The sequence below is a fragment of the Microbacterium sp. TS-1 genome (assembly GCF_000509385.1).
In the GTDB taxonomy this organism is placed as follows: Bacteria; Actinomycetota; Actinomycetes; order Actinomycetales; family Microbacteriaceae; genus Microbacterium; species Microbacterium arborescens.
In genome coordinates this window covers 825,048-847,433 of sequence record NZ_BASQ01000001.1, presented here as the reverse complement: position 1 = coordinate 847,433, position 22,386 = coordinate 825,048, and the positions used below count along the sequence as shown (strand labels likewise).

Below are 22,386 nucleotides of genomic sequence, written 5' to 3'. Positions count from 1 at the left end.
ACGCGGTCGCGTCCGCCCGCTTATCTGTCAGCAGGACTGGCTGCCGAGGCTGGCGGCCATTTCCGCCGCCTCCGAACTCGCGTCAAGCGCTTCGAGCTGTTCCAAAGTCATCGATTCCACCCCCTTTCCGTGGCCGGGATCCCGGCGGCAATGCAGGCGATCAGACGCGTGCGAGCGGGTTACGAAGAGCCATCAGAACTCGACGAAACTGCCACGCTTGGTGAAACCGATGACCCCCCACGTGCGGCCTATTGCCACATCTGGCTACATACGTGGCGATAGTAACACGGGCGTTCGCCTTAATTACAAGCGGTTTCCGTTTTTCGGCTTCCGCGTGCTATTCGGCTGGTGCGGAAATGACGTTCGAGAGGACCCGAGCGAGATACGGCGCCGTCCGGCTGGAGGGATGCCGGACGAGCTCGGCGGGCGCGGCCGCAGCCATGATGCGCCCGCCGGCGTCGCCGCCGGACGGGCCGAGGTCGATGACCCAGTCGGCTGAGGCGACGACATCCATGTCGTGTTCGACCGCGACCACCGTGTTGCCGGCGTCCACGAGTGTGTGCAGCTGCGCGAGCAGCAGGCGCACATCGGCGGGATGCAGTCCGGTGGTGGGCTCGTCGAGCAGGTAGAGGGTGTGACCGCGACGGGCGCGCTGCAGCTCGGTTGCGAGCTTGATGCGCTGGGCCTCGCCGCCCGACAGCTCGGTGGCCGGCTGACCGAGTCGCAGGTAGCCGAGGCCGACATCGCGCAGAGTGCGCAGGCTCCGGGATGCCGCGGGCACCGGCTCGAGGAAGCCGGCAGCGTCATCGACGGTGAGGGCGAGCACGTCGGCGATGTTCTTGCCGCGGTAGGTGACCTCGAGCGTCTCGGCGTTGTACCGAGCGCCGTCGCACGTCGGGCACTTTCCGTAGCTGCCGGGCAGGAACAGCAGCTCGACCGAGACGTAACCCTCGCCGAGGCAGGTCTCGCAGCGGCCTCCCGCGACGTTGAACGAGAAGCGGCCGGCGGTGTACCCGCGCTCGTGTGCGAGGTCGGTGCCGGCGAAGACCGCGCGCACCGCATCGAACAGGCCCGTGTACGTCGCCAGGTTCGAGCGCGGCGTACGTCCGATCGGCTTCTGATCGACGCGCACCAGACGGTCGATGTGATCGAGGCCGGTGACCGCTCGCACCGCGGGGACCTCGGCCTGCCCGTCCGGCAGCGCCTCGACCGGGCCCGCCTCGCCCGGCTCTGTGGCATCCGTCGTCTCGTCGTGCGACTGGTCCGCCGTCTCATCCCCGCGCAGATGACGCCGCACCACGTCGTGGAGCACTCCGCCGACGAGCGACGACTTGCCCGACCCCGACACCCCTGTGACCGCGACGAACGTCCCGAGCGGGAACGCCGCGTCGACGTTCGCGAGGTTGTGCAGCGACGCGCCCTCGAGCGTCAGCCAGTCGGTGGGGGAGCGCAAGAAGCGCGACTCCACGGCGCCACCCTCGGTGCCCGGGAACAAGAAGGGCCGCGTCACTGATGCGGTGACCTCGGCGAGCCCATCGACGGCTCCGCTATAGAGCACCTCGCCGCCGCCCTCGCCCGCTCCGGGGCCGACATCGACGATCCAGTCCGCACCTCGGACGACGTCCATGTTGTGCTCGACGACGAACACCGAGTTCCCCGATGCCGCCAGCTGCTCCAGCACATCGAGCAGCGGCTCGGCGTCGGCGGGATGCAGCCCGGCCGATGGCTCGTCGAGCACGTAGACCACCCCGAACAGGCCCGAGCGCAGCTGCGTCGCCAGGCGCAGGCGCTGCATCTCGCCGGGGGAGAGGGTGGTGGTCACGCGACCGAGCCCGAGGTAGCCGAGCCCCAGGTCGATGAGCACCTCGATGCGGGCGACGAGGTCGGTGGTGATCGCGACGGCGACATCCGTGCGCTCGCCCGACGATGACGTCGTGAGCGCGGGCGCGGCATCCGTCAGCTCCGTGGTGGGACGCAGGATGTCGGCGAGCTCGCTCATCGGCAGGGCGTTCAGCTCGGCGATGGTGCGGCCGGCGAAGGTGACGGCGAGCGCCTCGCGCCGCAGACCCGACCCGCCGCACAGCGGGCAGATGCCCGTGCGGACGAACCGCAGCACCCGCTCACGCATCTTCGCGCTGTTCGAATCGGCGAGGGTGTGGAAGACGTACTTCTTCGCGCTCCAGAACATGCCCTTGTAGGGCTTGGCCACGCGGTCGCGCTGCGGCGCGATCTCGACGATGGGCTGCTCGTCGGTGAACAGGATCCACTCGCGGTCGGCGGGGTCGAGGTCGCGCCACGGGCGGTCGACGTCGTAGCCGAGGGCGATGGTGATGTCGCGGAGGTTCTTCGCCTGCCACGCGCCCGGCCACGCGGCGATCGCGCCGTCGCGGATGCTGAGGGAGGGATCGGGCACGAGGGTCTCCTCGGTGACCGTGTGCGCGACGCCGATGCCGTGGCACTCCGGGCACGCACCGGCGGCGGTGTTGGGGGAGAAGGCGTCGGAGTCGAGCCGGTCGGTGAACCCGTCGGGGAACGTGCCGGCGCGCGAGAACAGCATCCGCAGCGAGTTCGACAGCGTCGTCACGGTGCCGACGCTCGAGCGCGAGCTGGGCGCACCGCGACGCTGCTGCAGGGCGACGGCCGGCGGAAGCCCCGTGATCGACTCGACGTGCGGATTGTGGCCCTGCTGGATCAAGCGCCGGGCGTAAGGGGCCACGGACTCGAGATACCTGCGTTGCGCCTCAGTGAAGATCGTCCCGAACGCGAGCGACGACTTGCCTGAGCCCGACACCCCGGTGAACGCGACGATCGCGTCGCGCGGAACGTCGACGTCGACGTTCCGGAGGTTGTTCTCGTTCGCTCCGCGCACACGGACGAAGGCATCGGGGGTCGTGCGGCGGTCTCCGGACATCGGGCAAGCCTACGTGTCCGAGGTGCGCTCTAGGCTCGTGCGGTGGGTATCGCAGAGTGGGTCGCGCCGCGGCGCCTCGGCCGTGACTTCCGGTGGCTGTTCGCTTCGTCGCTGACGAGCAACATCGGCGACGGCATCGCCCTCGCAGCCGCGCCGCTCCTGATCGCGTCGATGACCGATTCGCCCATCCTGGTGGCCTCCGGTGCCGTCATGCAGTTCCTGCCGTGGCTGCTGTTCGGACTCCACGCCGGCGCGATCGCCGACCGGGTCGACCGGCGCATCCTGATCATGGTGGCCAACGGCATCCGGGCTCTCGTGCTGATCGGTCTGTGCGTCTTCCTCATCACCGGACTCGCCAGCATCTGGATGGTGCTGATCGTGGCCTTCCTCTACGGCACCGCCGAGGTGTTCGTCGACACGACCAGCAGCACCCTGCTGCCGATGATGGTGCGCAAGAGCGACCTCGGGATCGGCAACGCGCGGCTGCAGGCCGGGTTCCTCGTGGCGAACCAGCTCGGCGGCCCGCCCCTCGGTGCCTTCCTGTTCGCCATCGGGTCGTTCTGGCCGTTCGCCGTCCAGGGGCTGTGCGTCGCGCTCGCGATCGTCCTCATCTCGCGAATCACGGCGACGAAGAGAGTCGAACCAGTGGATGCAGCGCGTGAGCGGACCGCGGTGCACGCCGACATCCTGAGCGGCATCCGCTGGTTGTGGTGCAACCCACCTGTGCGGACGCTCGTGATCATCATCCTCACTTTCAACGTGACGTGGGCCGCGCCCTGGGGTGTGCTCGTGCTGTACGCCACCGACTACCTGCAAATGGGTCCCGTCGGGTACGGCGCGCTGACCACGGCCTCGGCCATCGGGGGACTGGCGGCGACGCTGCTGTTCGGAAGGCTGGAACGACGCTTCTCGTTCGCCGCGCTGATGAGGGTGTGCCTTAGTGCGGAGGTCCTCATGCACCTCGCGTTCGCCCTGACGACGTCCGGCGTCGTGGCGTTCGTCATCATGATCGCGTTCGGCGCCTACGCGTTCGTCTGGGCGACCATCTCGACCACGGTCCGCCAGCGCCTGGTTCCACACGAGCTGCAGGGACGCATCGCCTCGGTGAACATGGTCGGTGTCTTCGGCGGCCTCGTCATCGGTCAGGCGCTCGGCGGGGTGATCGCGCAGGTCTGGGGGCCGACGGGTCCTTGGTGGTTCGCGTTCGTGGGTGCTGCGCTCACCCTCTTGTTGGTGTGGCGTCCCATCACGCACATCGCGGCAGCACCGCCGGTCATCGAAGACGACGAGAACGAAGCCGTCCCGGCAGGCTGAGCGGCCTACCGATCGTCGAGCGCGGCCATCGCATCGGCCAGCACGCGCGCGACGGGCCACGCGCCGTCGGCCGTGTTGCTCATCACGGTCGCCGTCGTCGAGGTCGGCGGGTGATGCACGGAACGGAACGACGCTCCCACGTCGCAGCCCTCCAGCACGACGCCGGCCCCCGTCTCGGTCAGCCAGAAACCCAGGCCGTATCTCATCTCCTCGTCTTCGACCCGGGAACGTGGCGCCGTCATGAGAGCCACGGACGCGGGGGAGACGATGCGTCCGTCGAAGAACGCTCGCCAGAACCGGTGCACGTCGGCGGTCGTGGTCGAAGCGCCGCCGTCGCCGCCGGCGCGGACGGGCAGGTGCAGCGTGTTGACCCGCAGTCCCTCGTCGAAGACGTAGCCGCGGGCATGATCCGCGCCGAGCTCGTCGGTACGGGGGAAATCGGTGTCGGTGAGGCCGGCCGGGGCGATGACGAGGTCATGCACGACCTCGTGGAACCCGCGCCTCGTCACCCGCTCGATGATGATCGCCAGCAGGACGTACCCGCTGTTGCAGTACGAGAAGGTCTCGCCGGGAGCGGCCCGGGGCGGGATGCCGTCGAGCAGGGGAAGGAACGCTTCCGCCGTCGTCAGCGTGTGCACGGGCACTCCGAGGAAGAACTCCGACACATCGAGATCGTCGTCCTCATCGATGTAGTCGCCGATCCCCGACGTGTGGCCGAGGAGATGCTCGACGGTGACGGCGTGGTCGATGAGCGGAAGGTCGTCACCGAGCAGGTCTCGGACCGCTGTGTCGAGCGCGAGGGTGCCCTCTTCCACGAGCCGCATGATCGCAAGCGCGGTGAACGCCTTGCTTCCGGATGCGATCGCAAATCGTGTGGCCTCGCTCGCCGGCGTCCCGTTCGCGCGGTCAGCCAGTCCGTGCGCGCTCCGCCATACCGGAGCATCGCCCGAGTCGACGCTGATGACCCCGGAGAACGGCGCACCTGCGATCGCGGACCTCAGCGCCCGCTCGTCGATGATGTCGCTTTCCAACGTGCTCATCCCCCCACTGTGCCAGCCGCACTGCGGTCGATGCGACCGGCACAAGCGGCGTCGGGTCGGGCAGTCGTCACGGCTCCACTCCGAACCGGTGGCTCAGCGCGGCGTAGCTCAACGCCGTGAACGTCTCCGGTTCGGTCAGGAGCATGTCGCGGAGTACCCGAGAAGGGGTCGCGTTCGCAGGCGAGCACGTACATGGCGGCGGATGATCGCGAGCTCCGTCGGACACCGACTCCTCCCCAGGGAGAGACCGCACGCGGGGGCGATCCGGCCACTACTGTCATGGACTCAGATGGACGGCGACAGTTGACTGGGACCGGTCACAGTCACGGCAACGAGGGAGTTTGCATGACCATCCGAAGCACAGCAGCCACTGCCCGTACCACGGTGGGAGCGGCCATCGTCCTTTCGCTCGCGGCCACCGCCGGGTGCTCCAGCGCGCCGCCCGACGAGGAAGCGACCCTGACCTGGGATGCCGAGGCGCGGGCATACGAGATCGAGCCCGACGTCGCCAGCGGAGAGGCGCCGCTGAAGGTCTGGGTGGAGTACCCCGAGTACGGCGAAGCGCTGGTGGAGGCCTTCACCGCGGTACATCCCGACATTCGCATCGAGCTCACGACGGTGTCGAAGGTCGATGCCGTCGCCAAGATGGAACTCGACGGCGAGGCCGGCACCGGCGCGGATGTGTACTTCACGAACTTCACCGATCTCCCGGGGGCGATCGACTCGGGTGTCGCCGCGCCGCTGGGTGAGTACGACAGCGAGATCACGCAGCGCGTCGGCGAGACCTTCGCCGGCGTCGTCAGCCGCGACGGCGACCTGTACGGCGTGCCGGTGTCGACCGAGTCGATCGCGCTGTTCTACAACAAGACCCTCCTGGAACAGCTCACGGGTTCGAGCGAACCGGCGCAGAGCTGGGAGCAGATCCGCGAACTCGCGGCGAGCTACAACGACCCCCGGACGAATCGCTGGACCGTGCGCTGGCTCAGCGGCGAGCTCTACTACGCCTATCCGGTGCTGACCTCGCTGGGGTGGCATCTCACGGGCGACCCCGCGGCTCCCGGCCTCGACGACCCCGCACTGACCACCGCGCTGGCCTACTACGGCGGTCTTCGCGACCTCTGGCAGGTGAACGCCGCCGACGCGACCTGGGACTCGATCGAGATGGAGTTCGCCAAGGGGGAGACCCCGTACGTGATCACGGGACCCTGGTCGATCGGCGATTTCACCGCGGCAGGAGAGTCCGAGGGGTTCGAGTTCGGCGTGACAACATTGCCCGCCGTCGAGGGAGGCGAGGAGCCCGCGACGCTCGCTGGGCTCGGCGTGGGTGTCGTGTCGGGCTATTCAGCCCACCCCGGTGCCGCGCGGGTCTTCGCCGCGTTCCTCGCCTCGGACGAGGCCGCCGCCGCCCTCTATGAGACGACGGGTGGCATCCCCGCGCTGACGAGCGAGAACACCGAGGCCATTCCCGGCCTCGCCGACGACGAGCACGCCGGTGGCATCCTCGCGCAGGCCGAGCGATCGGACCTCGTCTCCGATGTCGGCGACAAGCTCTGGACCGTCGGGAACACCCTCGTCTCCAGCGTGTGGGACGGCGTGCTCGACGCCCCCGCCGCCCAGCGGCAGGCCGTCTCGGGGTACGCCGATCTGACCGGGCTGGGGGAGTGACCCCGCATCATCGCGGAGCGAGCCCGACGGCGCCCTGGTCGATCGGACTCGCCTCCGCCCTCGTGCCCGGTCTCGGGCAGGTGCTCAACCGCGAGTGGGTGAAAGGGATCGCGCTCGCCGTCGTGGCTGCGCTCGCCGTCGCTGTCGAGCTCACGACGGGGCATTACGCGGATATCGGTGAGTACACGCCTCGGACGCACGGCGGATTCTTCGTCCGCGGTCTCTGGGGCCTTGTGACGCTGGGCACGCAGCCGCGGGCCATGACCGTGGCCGGGCTGTCCGCGGGTGACCACTCGATCATCCTGATGATCAACGGGATCATCGCGGTGCTCGTCCTCTCGCTGCTCCTCGCCCTCGCGGTGTGGGCGGTGCGCGATGCCGCGAAGACGCGACGCCGTTTCCTTGAGACCGGCGAACGCGTGGCTGTCCGGGCCTGGGTCCGCGACGCGCGGCAGCGCTCATTCCCGTATCTCGTGCTCGCGCCGACCGTCGTGCTGCTGCTGTTCGTCACCGCGCTCCCGGTCGCCTTCGGCATCCTCATCGCCTTCACGGACTACAGCAAAGACAATCTGCCGCCGATGCAGCTCGTGGAGTGGGTCGGGCTGGCGAACTTCCGGCAGCTGCTCGGCGCCGGCGCCTGGGGAGCGACGTTCTTCGGCGTGCTCGGCTGGACGATCGCATGGGCGGCGCTGGCGACGGCGACGACCTACGTGTTCGGGTTCTTGCAGGCGGTCCTCGTCTCGAGTCGGCGCGTCCGCTTCCCCCGCGTGTGGCGAAGCATCTTCTTCCTGCCGTGGGCCGTGCCGGCGATGATCTCGGCACTCGTCTTCCGCTCGATGTTCAACGGCCAGTTCGGCCCGATCAGTCAGGCCCTGGTCGACTGGGGCATGACGTCCGAGCGGGTCATGTGGCTGACCGACCCGGCCAATCCGTGGCTCGCCCGGATCATCGCGCTGCTGGTCAACCTCTGGCTCGGCTTTCCGTACTTCATGGCACTCGTCAGCGGTGCACTGACGAACATCTCGCCGAGCTACTACGAAGCCGCCCGCATCGACGGCGCCTCCGCCGCGCAGCAGGTGCGCTACATCACCCTGCCGATCGTCCTGCGGGCAACGGCGCCGCTCATCGTGCTGTCATTCGTCGCCAACTTCAACAACTTCGGGGTCATCTACTTCCTCACGCAGGGTGGTCCGGCCAACCCCGACTACCGGTACGCCGGCAGCACCGACATCCTCATCACCTGGCTCTACAAACTCACCCTCGACAACGGTCTGTACGACATCGCTTCGGTGATGTCGATCCTGATCTTCGTCATCGTCGGGAGCTTCTCCGTCTGGAGCCTGCGTCGCTCGAAGGCCTTCACCGATGCATAGAACCCGAAGCCGTCTCATCACCGTCCTCATCCACGTCGAGCTCGTCGTCGTCGCGGTCATCGTGCTGTACCCGCTGGCGTGGATCGTCGGATCATCGCTCGGCTCGGGACGCTCGCTCGCCCAGGCGTCGGCGATCCCCGCCGATCCGACGTTCGCCAACTACATCCGGTTGTTCGCCGAGACGCCGTTCGCGACCTGGTACGGCAACTCCCTCATCGTCGCGGTATCGAACATGGTGCTCAGCGTGCTGCTGTCGGCGATCGCCGCCTACGTCTTCGCGCGACTCCGATTCTCGGGCCGGCGCACCGGCCTGCTGGTCATGCTCGTCATCCAGATCTTCCCGACGTTCATGACCGCCATCGCGATCTACATTCTGTACCTGAATTTCGGACTGCTCGACAGCCTCGCGGGTCTGGTCATCGCGAGCGTCGCCGCCGCGGTGCCCTACAACATCTGGCTTCTCAAGGGTTATCTCGACGGGATCTCGACCAGCCTCGACGAGGCGGCGGTGCTCGACGGCGCGTCGCATCTGCAGATCTTCACGCGCATCCTGCTGCCGCTGATGACCCCGATGCTGACGTTCGTCGCGGTCACCCAGTTCGCGGTCCCCTGGATGGACTTCATCCTGCCGCGCCTGTTGATAAGCAGCCCGCAGAACTACACCGTCGCGATAGGACTGTTCCAACTGATCTCGGATCAGACCCGGAACGACTTCACGACGTTCGCGGCAGGGGCCATCCTCGTCGCGGTGCCGATCACGGTGCTTTACATGGTGCTCCAGCGCTACCTGGTCGCGGGGCTCGCTCAGGGAGGAGAGAAGGAATGATGACGACACCACCGCAGATCCGGGGTGCCGACGTATCGATGACCGCAGAGGTCGAGGCGCTCGGGGGGTGGTTCTCGGATGCCGCGGGCGCGAGGGACCTCTTCCGGATCCTCGCCGACCACGGGGTCAATCTCGCGCGGCTTCGCGTGTGGGTGGATCCGACCGACGCGGAGGGACGCCCGTATCAGGGCGGCACGAACGATCTCGCCACGACCGTGCGCCTGGCCGAGCGTGCGCGCGACGCCGGCCTCGGCCTCATGATCGATCTCCACTACAGCGACTTCTGGGCCGATCCGAAGAAGCAGTCGCTTCCCCGCTCGTGGCAGGGACTCGACTTCGACGGCCTGTGCGAGGCCGTGGCTGCCCACACCACCGAGGTCATCTCGGCCGTGAGCGCGAATGCCGGCAGCCCGGAGTGGGTCCAGGTCGGCAACGAGACGACGAACGGGATGCTGTGGCCGCTCGGCCGGACACCGCGGTACGACCTCGTGAACCGAGCCTTCGAGGCGGTGCCCACCGACGAGGCGCGAGAGCAGTACGACCGTCTCGCCTGCTTGCTGCACGCGGGCTCGAGCGCCGTTCGTGCCGCCGACGACCGTTCGCGCATCGTGCTCCACCTCGATGCGGGAGGCGCCGCCGACCTCTACCGTCGATGGTTCGACGAGATCACGGCGCGAGCCGTCGACTTCGACGCGATCGGGCTGTCCTACTACCCGTTGTGGCACGGATCGCTCGCCGACCTGAGCGGTAACCTGCACCAGCTCGTCCAACGCTACGAGAAGGACGTCATCGTCGTCGAGACCGCCTACGCGTACCGACCTGACAACCCGGCGGGGACGTCGATGTTCGATGCGAGCTCACCGGCGGCGGTCTACCCGGCGTCGGTCGAGGGCCAGTCGCGGTACCTCCACGACCTGGCCCGGGTCGTCCGCGACGTGCCCGGTGGCCGTGGCCGGGGAGTCGTGTACTGGGAGCCCGCCTGGCTGCCCGTTCCGGGAACATCCTGGGCGTCGACGGCGGGCATGGCTTACGGCGACGACGTGGCCGAGCCCGGCAACGGGTGGGCCAATCAGACGCTGTTCGACGAGGGCGGATGCGCTCTCGCCTCGTTGAGCGCACTGGGGGCGACTGCGGATCCGCTCCGACCGATGAGAGAGGAAGACACATGACGCACAGAGCACGGCGGCGAGCATCGGCGCTCATCACGGCGGCGGCGCTCGTCCTCGTCGCGGCGGCGTTGCCCGCGACGAGGGCCGCGGCCGTCGAACCCGACGGCTTCGTGATGGGCGGAGATCTCGGGATGATCCACGAGGTCGAGTCGCTCGGCGGAACGTTCTCCCGCGGCGGAGTCGTGGGCGACCCGATCGACATCATGGGCGATGCCGGCATGAATCTCGCTCGGCTGCGCCTCTGGGTCGATCCGTACACCGTCACGGGCGAACCGTACGGTGGCGGCACGAACGACCTGGCCACGACGATCTCGACGGCGCAGCGAGCGAAGGCCGCGGGGATGGACATCCTGCTCGACTTCCACCTCAGTGACTGGTGGGCCGACCCCGGCACGCAGACCGTACCGAAGGCATGGCGCGGTCTGACCTACTCGCAACTGGTGTCGACCGTTCGCGCATACACCGAAGACGTCATCGACGCGATGCGAGCGGCCGGGGTGCTGCCCGACATGGTCCAGATGGGCAACGAGATCCCCGGCGGCATCCTCTGGGATCACGGGCGGGTCGGCAATGGCGTCTCGGACTTCACCCAGCTCGCGGGCCTGCTGAAAGCGGGGATCGCGGGCGTCGATGCGTCGCTCCGGACGGGGGAGGACATCGAGATCGTCCTGCACCTGGATCACGGCGGCGACAACGCGCTGTATCGCTGGTGGTTCGATGCGATCACGGCGCAGGGTGTTCCGTTCGACATCATCGGGCTGTCGTACTACCCGTTCTGGCACGGCACCATGGGGCAGCTCGCCGTCAATCTCAACGACATCAGCGCGCGGTACGGCAAAGACGTCCTCATCGTCGAGACCGCGTACGGCTGGACGCTCGGCGACGGCGACGGCCTCGGGAACTCGTTCTACACGGCAGAGGCGGCGACCGGCGGCTACCCCGCGAGCGTCGTCGGTCAGACCGCCTTCCTCCGTGACCTCCGCGATATCGTGCGCGCGGTGCCCGACGGGCGGGGGCGCGGACTCATCTGGTGGGAGCCCGGCTGGCTTCCCGTCCCGGGCGCCAACTGGGGGACCGAGGCCGGAAAGATTGACAACGACGACCCGGGTGTCCTCTCCAACCCGTGGGACAACCAGACGCTGTTCGACTGGAGCGGCGCGGCTCTGCCGACCCTCGACGTGTTCGGCGAGACGCCTCCGACGAACCTCGCCGTCAACGGCGGCTTCGAGCAGGACGGTTACACGAACGAGCCGACCGGCTGGGGTGTGTGGTCGCCAGGAGGCGCGCACGCCAACGCGGTCTTCACTCAGGACCCGGCGGTCGTCGGTGCGCTCAAGCTCACGTTCTGGAAGTCGACCGCCTATACCGCGTCGATCTATCAGACGCTCGGCGGGCTCCCGTCGGGGCTCTATCGCGTCTCCGCCTGGACGCTCAGCAGCGGCGGCCAGACCTCCGCCTATTTGTACGCGAAGAACTCCGCCGTGCCCGAGCGCCAGGCAGCGCTGCCGGTGAGCCCGAACGACTGGACGCGGGTGTCGCTCGAGGTGCCGGTCACCAACGGAACTCTCGAGTTCGGGTTCTACTCCGAGGCTGCGGGCGGTACCTGGCTCAATATCGACGACGTCCGCGTCGAGCGGATCGGCTGATGCGATACCGTCGAGCGTCGCCCGATCCTGACGAGAGGCCCGTCGCCCATGGATGCTCTGTTCTCCGTGATCGGCTTCGCCGTCGCTGTCGTCATGCTGGCGATCGCGGGCGCGAGCGCCGTACTGGCGCGATCGTCCGACGTCGCTGCGGCGTGGCGTCAAGAACGCGCCACGGTGCTCTTCGTCGTATCGACGGAGCGCTGGCGGCGGGTCATGGTGCGCGTCGGGGGTTGCATGATGGCGATCATCGGCGTCATCAATCTCGTCGGTCCGCTCACCCGTCCGGAGGACTCGCCCGCGAGGCGGATCGTCGGGCTGGGCGCTCTGCTCATCGGCGCGGCGCTCGTGTGGCTGGCGCACGGGATGAGCCGGATGCGGCTCGAGGTCGCCCCCCAGGTGGTCTTCGTCTCGCGGGGTTTCCTGCCGCCGATCCGGGTCGAGCTGGCGGACATCACCCGGCTGCGCCCGCACGTGGCTCATCGGTACAGCGGGGTTCTCGCGAAGTGCGGCCGGCGGACGGCCTTCACGGCGACCTCGGCCATGACGGGCTACGGACAGCTCCTGGCACATCTGAAGGCCGAGCGTCCCGACCTGTTCGGACCGGGCGGGTTCCGCTGACGCGACGGCGCTGAGCCGCTACCGGGAGGGTGCGACCCCGACCGACCCGCCGACCCGGATCGGCATCGGCACGCGTTCGATCCGCGGCGAATCGCCGGGGGCCGCGAGCATCGCCGCCGACTGCCGCCCCAGCTCGATGTGGGGGAGCGCGATCGACGTGAGCTCGGGCTCGACGGCGCGGGCGTAGGGGCTGCCGTCGAACCCGATCACCGACACGTCGGCGGGGACGCTGAGCCCGGCGTGATGCAGCGCCTGATAGGCACCGACGGCGAGCGCGTCGTTCGCGCACACGAGCGCGGTCGGCGCGCCCCGGGCCTCCGCGAGCATCCGCGACACCGCTCGTCGACCGTTCGCGACATCCCAGTCGTCGTCGATCGCGGTGACACCGGCGAGGGTCGTTCCGGCCGCGGTCAGCGCCTGGTCGATCCCCGCCAGCCGCTCGGTCAGCGCGATCGGGTCCCACTCGGGCCAGGCGGCTCCGCCTCGCGAGCCCGCCGGCAGGTCTCCGACGAACCAGATCCCCTCGCGGTGGCCGTGATCCAGCAGCATCCGCGCGGCATCGCGGCCCGCGGCGATCTCGTCGGGCACGACGGCGTCGATCGACCCGTCCACCGTCACGCAGTTCAGCAGGACCGTCGGCACGCCCTCCAGCACTCGCGGCAAGGTGACGGTCCGCGTGAACATCGAGGCGTAGATGACCCCGTCGATGTTGCGGCCGAGGAGACTGTGGAGCAGCTGGTCCTCCAGGTCGGCGTCGCCCTGGGTGTCGACGGTGAACAACAGGGTGTCGTGCTCCCGGAGCTCCTGCATCGCGCCGCGCACCATCGAGTTCGCGAACGAGGTGCTGCTGACGAAATCGGAGACCAGCGCGACCGTGCCTGAGCGCCCGGTGCGCAGCGTCTGCGCGGTGATGTTCGGGCGGTAGCCGAGCTCGTCTGCGGCGCGTCGAACCCGATCGAAGACGTCGTCGGAGAGGCGCTGGTCGGTGCGACCGTTCATCACGAACGAGACGGCGGAACGTGAGACGCCGGCGCGCTCCGCGACCTCCCGCAGCGTCACCCGGGCTGCCCGGCGGGCGGGGGGAGTGTCGGTCATGTCCTCGTTCCGGATGATGGTCGCGCTGCTCGAAAGCTAACACGGACGCGACGGGGCGCTCGCGACCTGGCTCCGAGCGCCCCGTGCGGTGTCAGTCGAGCCGCCGCCGCAGCAAGCAGACTCCCGCCGCCGTGAGAGCCGCGGCGACGCCGGTCAGCACCCACAGCGGAAGCGGGTCCATACCCGACCGTGCAAGGACGCCGCCGGTCGCGCTCGGTGCCGCGGAGCCCGCAGCACCGGAGCCGCTGGGCTCTTCGGATGCCGGACTCGCGGTGACGGTCGCCGTGATGGTCGCGGTCACCTCGGTGCCGCGGGCATCTGCGACGCGGTAGCTCACCGGGTCGGCCGTTCGCTCGAACGCGACATCCGCGATGAACGACACGACGTCCCCGTTCAGCTCGTATCGCCCCTGGCCTTCGACGACGACGGTCGTCGTCGGCGCGCCATCGGCATCGATGAGCGCGAGCGACGCCGCCACGAGCGGAATGTCGGCATCGCCGGCGACGTCGTTGGCGAGCGGATGCACGGCGATCCTGCCACCGGCGGGCCCCGAGGCGACGTCGTCGACGGCGCGCGGCGAGACGGCGACCAAGCCGTCTCCGAGGTCGGCGACGAAGGACGAGACCCAGGCAAGGGCCGAGTTCCAGTTGACGGTGATCTCGTTGACCGACCAGGCCCCGATGTTGTCGACGTAGCACGCCTGCGGCGCGCAGCCCTTCAGCCAGGCTCCTGCCACCGGGTCCTGGATCGACGAGTTCGGTCCGCCGGCGACCGTGCCCACCGGAGGATTCGGGAGCGCCGGGTCGAGGGCATTGGCGTACCAGCGGCTGTGCTGGTTGCGTGCGTCGTTCGTCCCGTACCCGGTGATGTACGACTGACCGAGCACGTTGCGCCCGAGCAGGTAGTCGAAGCCCTCGACGACCGCATCGGCGTACCGCGGGCGCTGGGTCAGATCGAACGCCGTCCCCAGGACGACCTGATTGTTCAGCACCGATGAGTTCGAGCCCCAGTCGTACAGTCCCTCATCCGGCGCGTACGGCTGGCCGAACGGCTGTGCCCGCTGATCGGCGATCAGACGCTCGGCCGCATCGATCACCGACGCGCGGATGCGGTCGATGTCGGGCAGGTCCGTTGCGAATCGAGCGAGCTGCATTCGTCCGAGGGCCGCGACTTCGCCCCAGTAGAAGCCGCCGGGCTCGAACACGTCGGCCTGATGCAGCGGGTTGCCCTCCACCTCTGCGCGGTAGCGGTCGCTGCCGGTCGTGATGTAGAGCTCCGCCGCCGCCCAGTAGAACTCGTCGGTCACCTCGTCATCGGCGTAGGTGCCGCCGCCCGTGCCGTCCTCTTCCGGCGCGAGCAGGTCGGGGTGTGCGAGGGCGGCGTCGTACGCACGCTCGGCCGCTTCGAGCAGCCGCTGCGCGAACGAGGCGTCGAACGGCTCATACAGGCGGGATGCCTGCGCTGCGGTCGCTGCCAAGTTCAGCGTCGCCGCCGTCGACGGCCGGTGCAGCAGTCGTTCCTGCGGGTCGTCGTGCGGCATGAGCGGCAGTCCCGTCCACGCTCGGTCGTGCACCTTGTGCCAGGCCATTCCGGCGAGCGGGTCGCCGGAGGGCACCTGCATCCGCAGCAGGAACTCCATCTGCCACCGCGCCTCGTCGAGGATGTCCGGGACGCCGTTGCCCCGCTCGGGAACCGCGAGGGTCGAATCGCCCAGCGCGTCCGCCGTGCCGGCGGCGACGGCCCGCTCGTAGGTCGAGAGGACCTGGGCTACCGCGATGCCGCCGTTGACGACGTACTTGCCGTGGTCGCCCGCGTCGTACCAGCCGCCGCGGACGTCATGACGATCGCTGCAGGTCCAGCCGTCCGACCACGGCTGCGGCTCGAGGCACCCGACATTGTCGTCACCCTGATTGGGCGAGGCGCCGATATGACCGGCGGGGCGAGCGTACTCCGCGTCCGCGATGTCGCCGTCGATGTCGATGCCGGAGCGGTTCGTGTAAAAGAAGCGCATCGAGTCGGCGCGCAACGACTGGAAGAGGTCGGCGGAGATCGCGAAGGGATGGCTGATGTCCGTGCCGACCCGGAGCCGCACATCGACCGCTTCCTCGGTGACGTCGCTGAAGTCGATCCGGTGGACGGACGCCCCGGCGCTCGCGTCGAAGCCGGCCGGCTCGGTCTCGCCCATGGCGAGAACGGATCCGTCCGGCGCTTCGAGGGTCCACGGCAGCGGCGCGGCGGCGTCGGACACGACGGTCGCGCGCTTGGGGCCCTGGGGTAGATACCCGACCTGATTGACCTTGACGGCGGGGCCCGGATCGGCAGTGTACGAGTAGACGGTGCCCCGGAGTGATATCTCGTCGAAGCAGATCTCGGTGCCGGCGGGCACCGCGCCGAGTCGGAACTGCACCTGGCCGAGGTGGTAGTCGGCGGCGGGCGTCGTCGTGAACGCGATGTCGAACGACTGCGGCTGGGTGTCCAGTGTGAAGGACTGCTCGAGCCAGTCGGTCGGCGATGCGCCTGTGTAGGTCCCGACCTTCGCCGAGGCGGTCGCGATGGACGAAGCGGATGCGGTGAAGCTCAGGCGAAAGTCCGTCTCACCGGGCAGGAAGATGTCGTTGTGGCCGAGGAGAACGTCCCACAGATTCGGCGTCTGCTCGGTCACCGTCGCACACATCCGCTGGCCGGGGTTCGACAGCGACACGGGGCCGCTCGTCCACCACGGGTTCGTGCTGTCGTCCAGCGTAGGATTCGGGAGCAGCTCGTCGTCGCCGATCGGGGTGACCGGGGGAGTCGAGGCGTCGTGGGCGACGAGACTCACGTCATCGACGCAGAATCGCGTGGCGCCGTTCGCGCCGAGGCGGAACTGCAGCTCCGACACGGTGCCCTGTCCCAGGTCGCGTGCTGTGAACTCCGCGCGGATCAGCTGCCAGTCGTCGGTCAGCTGGGTGCTCTGCGCGAGGTACGTCGTGTAAGCGGCGTCGGGGACGGTGGGGGCGACCTGAGCGACGACCGTGGCGGTCGCATCAGCGCGGACTCGCGCCGTCAGCGTGTAGGCGGCCCCGTCGACCAGAGCGAGGTCGCTCTGACCGATCAGCACATCCCAGGGGTTCTCGGTGTCGGGCACCCCGGCGCAGAAGGCGCCGGTCGCGGTGTCGAAGCCATCGACGCCGGCCGACCACCAGGGCTCATGACCCGTCGAGAAGTCCCCGTTCCGGAGTAGCTCGGCCGGCGCCGCCGCAGCGGCCAGCGGGGCCGTGGTCATCGCTGCCCCCACGAGCAAACCCGTCGTGATCACGGACGTCACGCGTCTCCTGTGACGCTGTCTCATTGCTTCCATTCAAGCTCCTTCGCTCGTCTGAGAGCGCTCCCAGGGAGCGCTCTCACGCACGCTAGCAGAACGGTCCTGGCCGTGGCCCGCCTGTTTCGGCCTCGCCTCGCGGGCGCGTCATCGTCATGGGCGGCTAGCCTCGGCGTGTGAATCGTCCGCCGTCCGCTGCCGTCGACCTGCGCATCGAAGGGGCGCGCGTCCGCGACATCCCCTCGCTCTACGCGGAGCCCAACCGCGTCTTCATGCCCGACGAGGACTGGAATCTCGGGGAGAGCCTGGACGCCCTCGACGACCTGCTCTACGGCGGGTTCGGCGTCCTCGCCCGCGCGTCGTCCGCCCGCGTCGTGTGGGCTGATGCGACCGCCTCGCGGCAGGCACTGGGCGTCCCGCTCACCCGGGCCTACCTGGCCGCGAAGCTCGAGCGCCCAGACGTGTACGCGGCGGCGCCGGCACGCGCCGCGCTGGACGATCTCGATCGGGGCGCCGGGAAGACCTACTTCGACCTGGTGCTGGACGTGTTCGCCGGCCACCCCGAGCTCGACCTCGTGCTCGCCTGAGATTTGTCGCGGGTTCTCTTAACGGGCGCATATCGTCGCACGGGAGCATGAAGACATGTCGCTCTCGTCGTCCCCGCTGTCCGATCCCGCGATCCGCGTGCTCGTCGTCGATGATGAGCCGAACCTCCGCCATCTGCTCGGAGCGGTGCTGTCTCGGCAGGGCTGGCAGGTGGAGGTCGCCGCGACGGGGGCGAGCGCCATCGAGACCGCGCGTCGCATGAGGCCGCATCTGATGGTCCTCGATGTCGTGCTGCCCGACATCGACGGCGTCGAGGTGCTGCGTACGCTCCGGAGCGAGCTGAGCGAGACCATGGTCCTCTTCCTGACGGCCAACGGAACCGTCGCCAATCGCATCACCGGCATCGCTGCCGGTGGCGACGACTACGTGGCCAAGCCCTTCAGCGTCGAAGAGGTCGTCGTGCGCCTTCGCGGACTGCTGCGGCGCAGCCCCATGCTCATGCAGGGCGCTCCGACGCCGATGCTCGAGGTCGGCGATTTGAGGCTGAACGAGGACAACCACGAGGTCACGCGGGCAGGGGAGCAGATCCGGCTGACGGCGACGGAGTTCTCGCTGCTGCGCTTCCTGATGCTCAACGCCGACCGGGTCCTCAGCAAGGAGCAGATCCTCGATCGCGTCTGGGAGTATGACTTCGGACGGGAGTCGAACATCGTGGAGATCTACATCTCTTATCTGCGCAAGAAGATCGATCACGGGCGTGAGCCCATGATCCACACGCTGCGTCGCGTCGGCTACATCCTGCGTGCAGCTCCGACCGCTCCGGCTTCATCGTGACGCCTGCGCGGCTGGGAGGCCTGCGCACCCTGCGTGGGCGCTCGGTCGCGATGATCTCCGGGCTCCTTCTGGCGTCCGTCACCGTCTTCGGCGTCGTCTCCGTAGCCATCCTGCGGCAGAGTCTCGTCACCCAGGCCGAGTCGACGCTGTACCTCGCGAACGACACAGCCATCGGGCAGACTCTCACGGCCGTGGACGCGAGCGGAAGCGTTCCGACGTTCGACGACGTGTCACTCGCAGTTCCCTCCGACGGGTTCTTCTTCGTCATCCAGGACGGGGAGGTCGCGGTGTCGGCGTTCTTCACCCGTGACTACACCTACCGTCCGATGACAGAGCGCGAACTCACCCACGTTCGTGACGGGATGGCGGAGAGCGGCTACACCACGATGATGGACGTCGCCGACGACGGCGGGTACCTCGTGACGGCCTCCGATGTCGAGGCGGCGGACGGGCAGGAGCTCACCATCGTCAGCGGTGTGGGCCTCACCGACACCGAGACGGTCGTCCGCACCTACGCCCTCTGGCTCGCGGTCGTCGGGATCGCGATCGCGGCGTTCGCCGCCGTGTTCGGCTGGCGGTGGACCCGGCAGCAGCTCGACCCGCTCGAGCGGGTCGCCGAGATCGCCGATGAGGTGGCGGCCACACCGCTCTCATCCGGCGAGATCGCCCCGCAACGCCGGGTTCCCCGTGACGTGCGGCATCTGGGGTCCGAAACCGACCGCGTCGCCGACGCGCTCAATCGCCTCCTCGACCACGTCGAGCTCTCGCTCAACGCACGTCACCGCGCCGAGGAGTCGATGCGTCGCTTCATCGCCGAGGCGAGCCACGAGCTGCGCAACCCCCTCGCCTCCATCCGCGGCTACGCCGACTTCTACGCGCAACCCGATGCCGGCGCCGACCCCCTCGAGACGCAGGGCGTCCTCCAGCGCATCGGGTCGGAGGCGTCGCGGATGAGCGCGCTCATCGACGACCTGCTCTTGCTCGCGCGTCTCGACGCCGACCCGGTGGTCGCGCGCGACGACGTCGAACTGTCGATGATCGTGGCGGAGACCGCTTCCGACGCGAGGTTCGCCTATCCCGGGCACGTCTGGCGCATCGCTCTGCCCGACGAGGACGTCACGGTGGTCGGGGATGAGGGCGCGATCCGGCAGATGCTGTTGAATCTCGTCGCCAACGCGGGGCACCACACTCCGGACGGAACCAGTGTGACCGTGTCCATCGAGACGACGTCGACCTCCGTCGAAGTGGTCGTCGAGGACGACGGACCGGGAATCGACCCCGAGGCGCTGCCCACCATCTTCGATCGCTTCACCCAGGCGGGGAGTCGGTCGCAGACACGCGGGACCACGGTCGGGCTCGGTCTCGCAATCGTGCAGGCGCTCGCGACAGCCTCGGGCTACGAGGTCTCGGTCACCAGCTCGAGCGCGGGCACGCGATTCGGGATTCGGATTCCGACGAGCACCGCCTGATCGCCGCACGCGACCAGCGCGCTTAATTCGCGCACAGGGCCACGATCTACCGTCGACCGGCCGCGCGGTATCTGCCGCACGCGCCCGTGTCATCATCCGGCCCGTCGCCGAGGAGAGCCTGCCGTGTCCCTGCCGACCACCCCGATCGCTCGAGCCCTCGAGTCGACCCGCCGTTCCTTCCGCGACCGTTGGCACGACTTCGGCCGCCCGCCCCGTCTCATGGGCGTCGATGTGGCGCGCGGCCTCGCGATCTTCGGCATGATCGGCGCGCATACCGGGATCGTGTGGATGGTCGCCGGTCCCGACGGCCCCGACCTCGCGGCGATCGTCCAGGGACGATCTTCCATCCTCTTCGCCGTGGTCGCCGGCATCTCCGTCGCTCTCGCGACCGGACGCGGACAGCGTCCCCGGGGAGAGGCACTGCGGTCCGCGCGTCTGCGCATGGCCGGCCGCGCCCTCGTCGTTCTCGCCCTCGGGCTGGCGCTGGAAATGCTCGGCAGCGGGATCGCCGTCATCCTGCCCATCTACGGCATCCTCTTCCTGATCCTCATCCCGTTCCTGGGCCTGCGTCGCCGAACCCTCGCGCTCACCGCGGCCGCGATCGCCGTGGCGGGGCCGACCGTCGTCGCGCTCCTGCGTGCGGTGACGCTCTCGGGCGCCGGCATCCCGCAGGGAATCGGCGGCACCGCGGTCGACTTCCTCCTCAGCGGCTCGTATCCGCTGACCGTGTGGCTGCCCCTGGTCCTCGCTGGGATGGCGCTCGGGCGGCTGCGACTCGACCGGCCGCGGACCGCGGCGGTGCTGCTCGGGTCCGGAGTCGGGCTCGCCGCCTTCGGCTACGGCCTGGGCGACGCGTTCAACGGAACTGTCCGCGGGTGGCTCACGGGATCGGGGAGCGTCTCGTCGTCATCCGCGCTGTCGTCTTCGGGAGTGTCGTCGCTGTTGCCGGGATCATCCTCGTCGATGCGTCCCGACGCGCGCAGCTATCTCGAACAGCTGAGCGAGGTCGATCTGGGAGCCGCGCTGTCTCAGGCGTGGGGTGTGACGCCGCACTCGGGAGGGACATGGGAGATCATCGGGTCGGGCGGATTCGCCTTCGCCGTCGTCGGCGCCTGCCTGCTCGCCGCGCGTCCGTTCCGGGCGCTGCTCGTGCCGCTGGCCGCCGTCGGATCGATGCCCCTCACGGCGTACACGGCGCACGTCGTCTCTTTCGCCGTCCTGATCTCGCCGCTCGCGCTCGCGCCGGGTCTCGCGTCGTGGGACGGCGACCCCGCCGCCAGCGGCTGGTTCTGGATCGGATGCGTCGCGGCCCTTCTCGCCGCGTGTACGACCTGGGCTCTCAGCCGCGGCCGCGGGCCCCTCGAGTCACTCGTGGCCGGCGCCGCGCATCGAGTCGATCGACCCGCGGACAGCGGAGCCCGCTAGAAACGCGGAAGGGGCCGGTCCGATCGGACCGACCCCTTCACTGCGTCGAACGCTCAGAGAGCGCGGATGTTCGTCGCCTGCAGGCCCTTCTGGCCCTGCTCCACGTCGAACTCGACCTTCTGGTTCTCGAACAGGTTGCGGTGTCCAGTGCCGGCGATGGCGCTGAAGTGCGCGAACACGTCCGCGGTGCCGTCGTCCGGAGCGATGAAGCCGAACCCCTTCTCCGAGTTGAACCATTTGACGGTGCCAGTGGCCATGTCGTCATTTTCCTTCTGTGTTCTGGGACCACCGCTGTGATGATCCGGATACCGCTGCGGCCTGGCCGCTGCGGAGTGTGTGGGGGCGAGCAGATACTCGCCGGTGTGGGCGACCGGTCCAGATAGGTGCGGTCGCGGGGCCGAGAGCACGGCCCGGGTGCGTGAGATCGACGGCGGAATGAAACGAAGTGCACGTCGGAGCGAACCGACGGAGAGGCGCGCCGTGACGCACCGACTCTCGAATGCTACGCGATTTCGGACGCCCGTGGGGCGATGCTTCGTGCAATGTCGTCGAAAGACGCGATACGACTCATGGATGCTGCGCGGTGGGGTCGCTCCCGAAGCGCGCATCGAGAGCGGCGAGGACACGAGCGCACTCCAGCACGTCCTCCGGGGTGCCGGCGAGCTCGAACTCGAACACGACCGGACGTCCCGACGCCCGGGCGAGCTCGCGGGCCGCCGCCTGGTAGTGGTCTCCGAAGTTGCGGTTGCCGGAGCCGATGATCCCGACGAGGCGCCGGCGGTTGGCGGGGGAGCGGAGGAAGGCGCGGACTGCTGCCGGCAGAGTCGCGTGAGCATCATTGCCCGCCTTGTACGACGGTGTCAGCAGGACCCAGGGTCCCGGTGCCTCGCTCGCACGCACCGTCCGCTCGGACAGGTCCCGCACCGGCCGTCCGTCCGAGTCGTGCAGGTTACGCGCGAAGCGGCGGATGAGGTTCGAGGTCGAGGAGAAGAAGTAGACCGGGAGTTGCGCCACGGGGCCCAGTCTGCGCCGGTAGAGCGCCCGAGGCAGTGCGGGGCAGCGGGAAAACCCGTACTCGATTTGTTCCGGCCCGGGGACTCTTGTGGTCAGACCACATGAGCCACACTGGGGACACGGGGTCGAGGTCCCTCCATCCC

Annotated in this window: 18 protein-coding genes; 11 read left to right on the top strand and 7 right to left on the bottom strand. The window is 68.9% G+C overall.

All coding sequences use genetic code 11. The annotated features are described in order from the left end of the window. Nucleotides 1-27: 27 nt before the first annotated feature. Together MTS1_RS16900 and MTS1_RS03980 are read right to left on the bottom strand one after the other, a co-directional pair. The gene (locus MTS1_RS16900; protein ID WP_368730587.1) at nucleotides 28-111 is read right to left on the bottom strand and encodes a microvionin family RiPP; all 84 of its coding nucleotides are present in this window, start codon (nucleotides 109-111) and stop codon (nucleotides 28-30) included. A 226-nt stretch (nucleotides 112-337) separates the two neighbouring features. Then, the gene (locus tag MTS1_RS03980; RefSeq protein WP_023951647.1) at nucleotides 338-2,911 is read right to left on the bottom strand and encodes an excinuclease ABC subunit UvrA; all 2,574 of its coding nucleotides are present in this window, start codon (nucleotides 2,909-2,911) and stop codon (nucleotides 338-340) included. Between the two features lie 42 nt (nucleotides 2,912-2,953). On the opposite strand from MTS1_RS03980, the gene MTS1_RS03975 reads away from it, so the two are divergent. Then, nucleotides 2,954-4,225 carry an MFS transporter gene (locus tag MTS1_RS03975; protein WP_036304618.1) on the top strand — a complete coding sequence of 424 codons (1,272 nt, stop codon included), beginning with the start codon at nucleotides 2,954-2,956 and terminating at the stop codon, nucleotides 4,223-4,225. A 5-nt stretch (nucleotides 4,226-4,230) separates the two neighbouring features. Here MTS1_RS03975 and MTS1_RS03970 read toward each other — a convergent pair whose 3' ends face one another. Beyond that, the gene (locus MTS1_RS03970; protein WP_081731730.1) at nucleotides 4,231-5,265 is read right to left on the bottom strand and encodes a serine hydrolase; all 1,035 of its coding nucleotides are present in this window, start codon (nucleotides 5,263-5,265) and stop codon (nucleotides 4,231-4,233) included. A gap of 345 nt (nucleotides 5,266-5,610) precedes the next feature. Between MTS1_RS03970 and MTS1_RS03965 the strand changes: the two genes are divergently transcribed. Genes MTS1_RS03965 through MTS1_RS03940 form a run of 6 tightly spaced genes read left to right on the top strand, consistent with a single transcriptional unit; the run spans nucleotide 5,611 to nucleotide 12,562 of the window. Continuing rightward, nucleotides 5,611-6,930, top strand: coding sequence for an extracellular solute-binding protein (locus tag MTS1_RS03965; RefSeq protein WP_023951643.1), 1,320 nt, complete (start codon nucleotides 5,611-5,613; stop codon nucleotides 6,928-6,930). Then, nucleotides 6,927-8,303 (top strand): carbohydrate ABC transporter permease, encoded by a 1,377-nt coding sequence (locus MTS1_RS03960; protein ID WP_023951641.1) that lies wholly within the window; start codon nucleotides 6,927-6,929, stop codon nucleotides 8,301-8,303. The genes MTS1_RS03965 and MTS1_RS03960 overlap by 4 nt, the downstream gene beginning before the upstream one ends. Beyond that, a complete protein-coding gene (locus MTS1_RS03955) occupies nucleotides 8,296-9,129 on the top strand; it encodes a sugar ABC transporter permease (RefSeq protein WP_036304616.1) in 834 nt (277 codons plus the stop codon). Before MTS1_RS03960 ends, MTS1_RS03955 begins: the two co-directional genes overlap by 8 nt. Further along, on the top strand, nucleotides 9,126-10,298 hold the full coding sequence (locus tag MTS1_RS03950; RefSeq protein ID WP_233494892.1) for a glycosyl hydrolase 53 family protein: 1,173 nt from the start codon (nucleotides 9,126-9,128) through the stop codon (nucleotides 10,296-10,298). Before MTS1_RS03955 ends, MTS1_RS03950 begins: the two co-directional genes overlap by 4 nt. Beyond that, complete coding sequence (locus tag MTS1_RS03945; RefSeq protein WP_023951637.1) at nucleotides 10,295-11,944, top strand: glycosyl hydrolase 53 family protein; 1,650 nt, start codon at nucleotides 10,295-10,297, stop codon at nucleotides 11,942-11,944. Before MTS1_RS03950 ends, MTS1_RS03945 begins: the two co-directional genes overlap by 4 nt. A 48-nt stretch (nucleotides 11,945-11,992) precedes the next feature. After that, nucleotides 11,993-12,562 (top strand): hypothetical protein, encoded by a 570-nt coding sequence (locus MTS1_RS03940; protein ID WP_023951636.1) that lies wholly within the window; start codon nucleotides 11,993-11,995, stop codon nucleotides 12,560-12,562. 18 nt (nucleotides 12,563-12,580) lie between these two features. Here MTS1_RS03940 and MTS1_RS03935 read toward each other — a convergent pair whose 3' ends face one another. Continuing rightward, nucleotides 12,581-13,657, bottom strand: coding sequence for a LacI family DNA-binding transcriptional regulator (locus MTS1_RS03935; RefSeq protein WP_023951634.1), 1,077 nt, complete (start codon nucleotides 13,655-13,657; stop codon nucleotides 12,581-12,583). A 91-nt stretch (nucleotides 13,658-13,748) separates the two neighbouring features. Further along, a complete protein-coding gene (locus MTS1_RS03930) occupies nucleotides 13,749-16,961 on the bottom strand; it encodes a glycoside hydrolase family 9 protein (RefSeq protein WP_158497455.1) in 3,213 nt (1,070 codons plus the stop codon). Between the two features lie 170 nt (nucleotides 16,962-17,131). Here MTS1_RS03930 and MTS1_RS03925 point away from each other — a divergent pair, with 170 nt between their 5' ends. From MTS1_RS03925 to MTS1_RS03910, 4 genes are all read left to right on the top strand, one after another. Beyond that, nucleotides 17,132-17,542 carry an acyl-CoA dehydrogenase gene (locus MTS1_RS03925; protein ID WP_023951630.1) on the top strand — a complete coding sequence of 137 codons (411 nt, stop codon included), beginning with the start codon at nucleotides 17,132-17,134 and terminating at the stop codon, nucleotides 17,540-17,542. A 55-nt stretch (nucleotides 17,543-17,597) separates the two neighbouring features. Beyond that, nucleotides 17,598-18,335, top strand: coding sequence for a response regulator transcription factor (locus MTS1_RS03920; RefSeq protein WP_023951628.1), 738 nt, complete (start codon nucleotides 17,598-17,600; stop codon nucleotides 18,333-18,335). Further along, a complete protein-coding gene (locus tag MTS1_RS03915) occupies nucleotides 18,332-19,804 on the top strand; it encodes a HAMP domain-containing sensor histidine kinase (RefSeq protein WP_023951626.1) in 1,473 nt (490 codons plus the stop codon). The genes MTS1_RS03920 and MTS1_RS03915 overlap by 4 nt, the downstream gene beginning before the upstream one ends. Nucleotides 19,805-19,927: 123 nt before the next feature. Continuing rightward, entirely contained in the window at nucleotides 19,928-21,229 is a 1,302-nt protein-coding gene (locus tag MTS1_RS03910; RefSeq protein ID WP_023951624.1) for a heparan-alpha-glucosaminide N-acetyltransferase domain-containing protein, read from the top strand. Nucleotides 21,230-21,282: 53 nt separating this feature from the next. On the opposite strand, the gene MTS1_RS03905 is transcribed toward MTS1_RS03910, so the two are convergent. Then, nucleotides 21,283-21,486 (bottom strand): cold-shock protein, encoded by a 204-nt coding sequence (locus MTS1_RS03905; protein WP_023951622.1) that lies wholly within the window; start codon nucleotides 21,484-21,486, stop codon nucleotides 21,283-21,285. A gap of 310 nt (nucleotides 21,487-21,796) precedes the next feature. Further along, entirely contained in the window at nucleotides 21,797-22,243 is a 447-nt protein-coding gene (gene nrdI / locus MTS1_RS03900; protein WP_023951620.1) for a class Ib ribonucleoside-diphosphate reductase assembly flavoprotein NrdI, read from the bottom strand. Between the last annotated feature and the right edge of the window lie 143 nt (nucleotides 22,244-22,386).

What these genes read in the sequence shown, in the direction of transcription:
- MTS1_RS03980 (WP_023951647.1), bottom strand. Translation starts at nt 2,911, where the DNA reads ATGTCCGGAGACCGCCGCACGACCCCCGATGCCTTCGTCCGTGTGCGC.
- MTS1_RS03970 (WP_081731730.1), bottom strand. Translation starts at nt 5,265, where the DNA reads ATGAGCACGTTGGAAAGCGACATCATCGACGAGCGGGCGCTGAGGTCC.
- MTS1_RS03940 (WP_023951636.1), top strand. Translation starts at nt 11,993, where the DNA reads ATGGATGCTCTGTTCTCCGTGATCGGCTTCGCCGTCGCTGTCGTCATG.
- MTS1_RS03950 (WP_233494892.1), top strand. Translation starts at nt 9,126, where the DNA reads ATGATGACGACACCACCGCAGATCCGGGGTGCCGACGTATCGATGACC.
- MTS1_RS16900 (WP_368730587.1), bottom strand. Translation starts at nt 111, where the DNA reads ATGACTTTGGAACAGCTCGAAGCGCTTGACGCGAGTTCGGAGGCGGCG.
- MTS1_RS03955 (WP_036304616.1), top strand. Translation starts at nt 8,296, where the DNA reads ATGCATAGAACCCGAAGCCGTCTCATCACCGTCCTCATCCACGTCGAG.
- MTS1_RS03935 (WP_023951634.1), bottom strand. Translation starts at nt 13,657, where the DNA reads ATGACCGACACTCCCCCCGCCCGCCGGGCAGCCCGGGTGACGCTGCGG.
- MTS1_RS03945 (WP_023951637.1), top strand. Translation starts at nt 10,295, where the DNA reads ATGACGCACAGAGCACGGCGGCGAGCATCGGCGCTCATCACGGCGGCG.
- MTS1_RS03965 (WP_023951643.1), top strand. Translation starts at nt 5,611, where the DNA reads ATGACCATCCGAAGCACAGCAGCCACTGCCCGTACCACGGTGGGAGCG.
- MTS1_RS03905 (WP_023951622.1), bottom strand. Translation starts at nt 21,486, where the DNA reads ATGGCCACTGGCACCGTCAAATGGTTCAACTCGGAGAAGGGGTTCGGC.
- MTS1_RS03920 (WP_023951628.1), top strand. Translation starts at nt 17,598, where the DNA reads ATGTCGCTCTCGTCGTCCCCGCTGTCCGATCCCGCGATCCGCGTGCTC.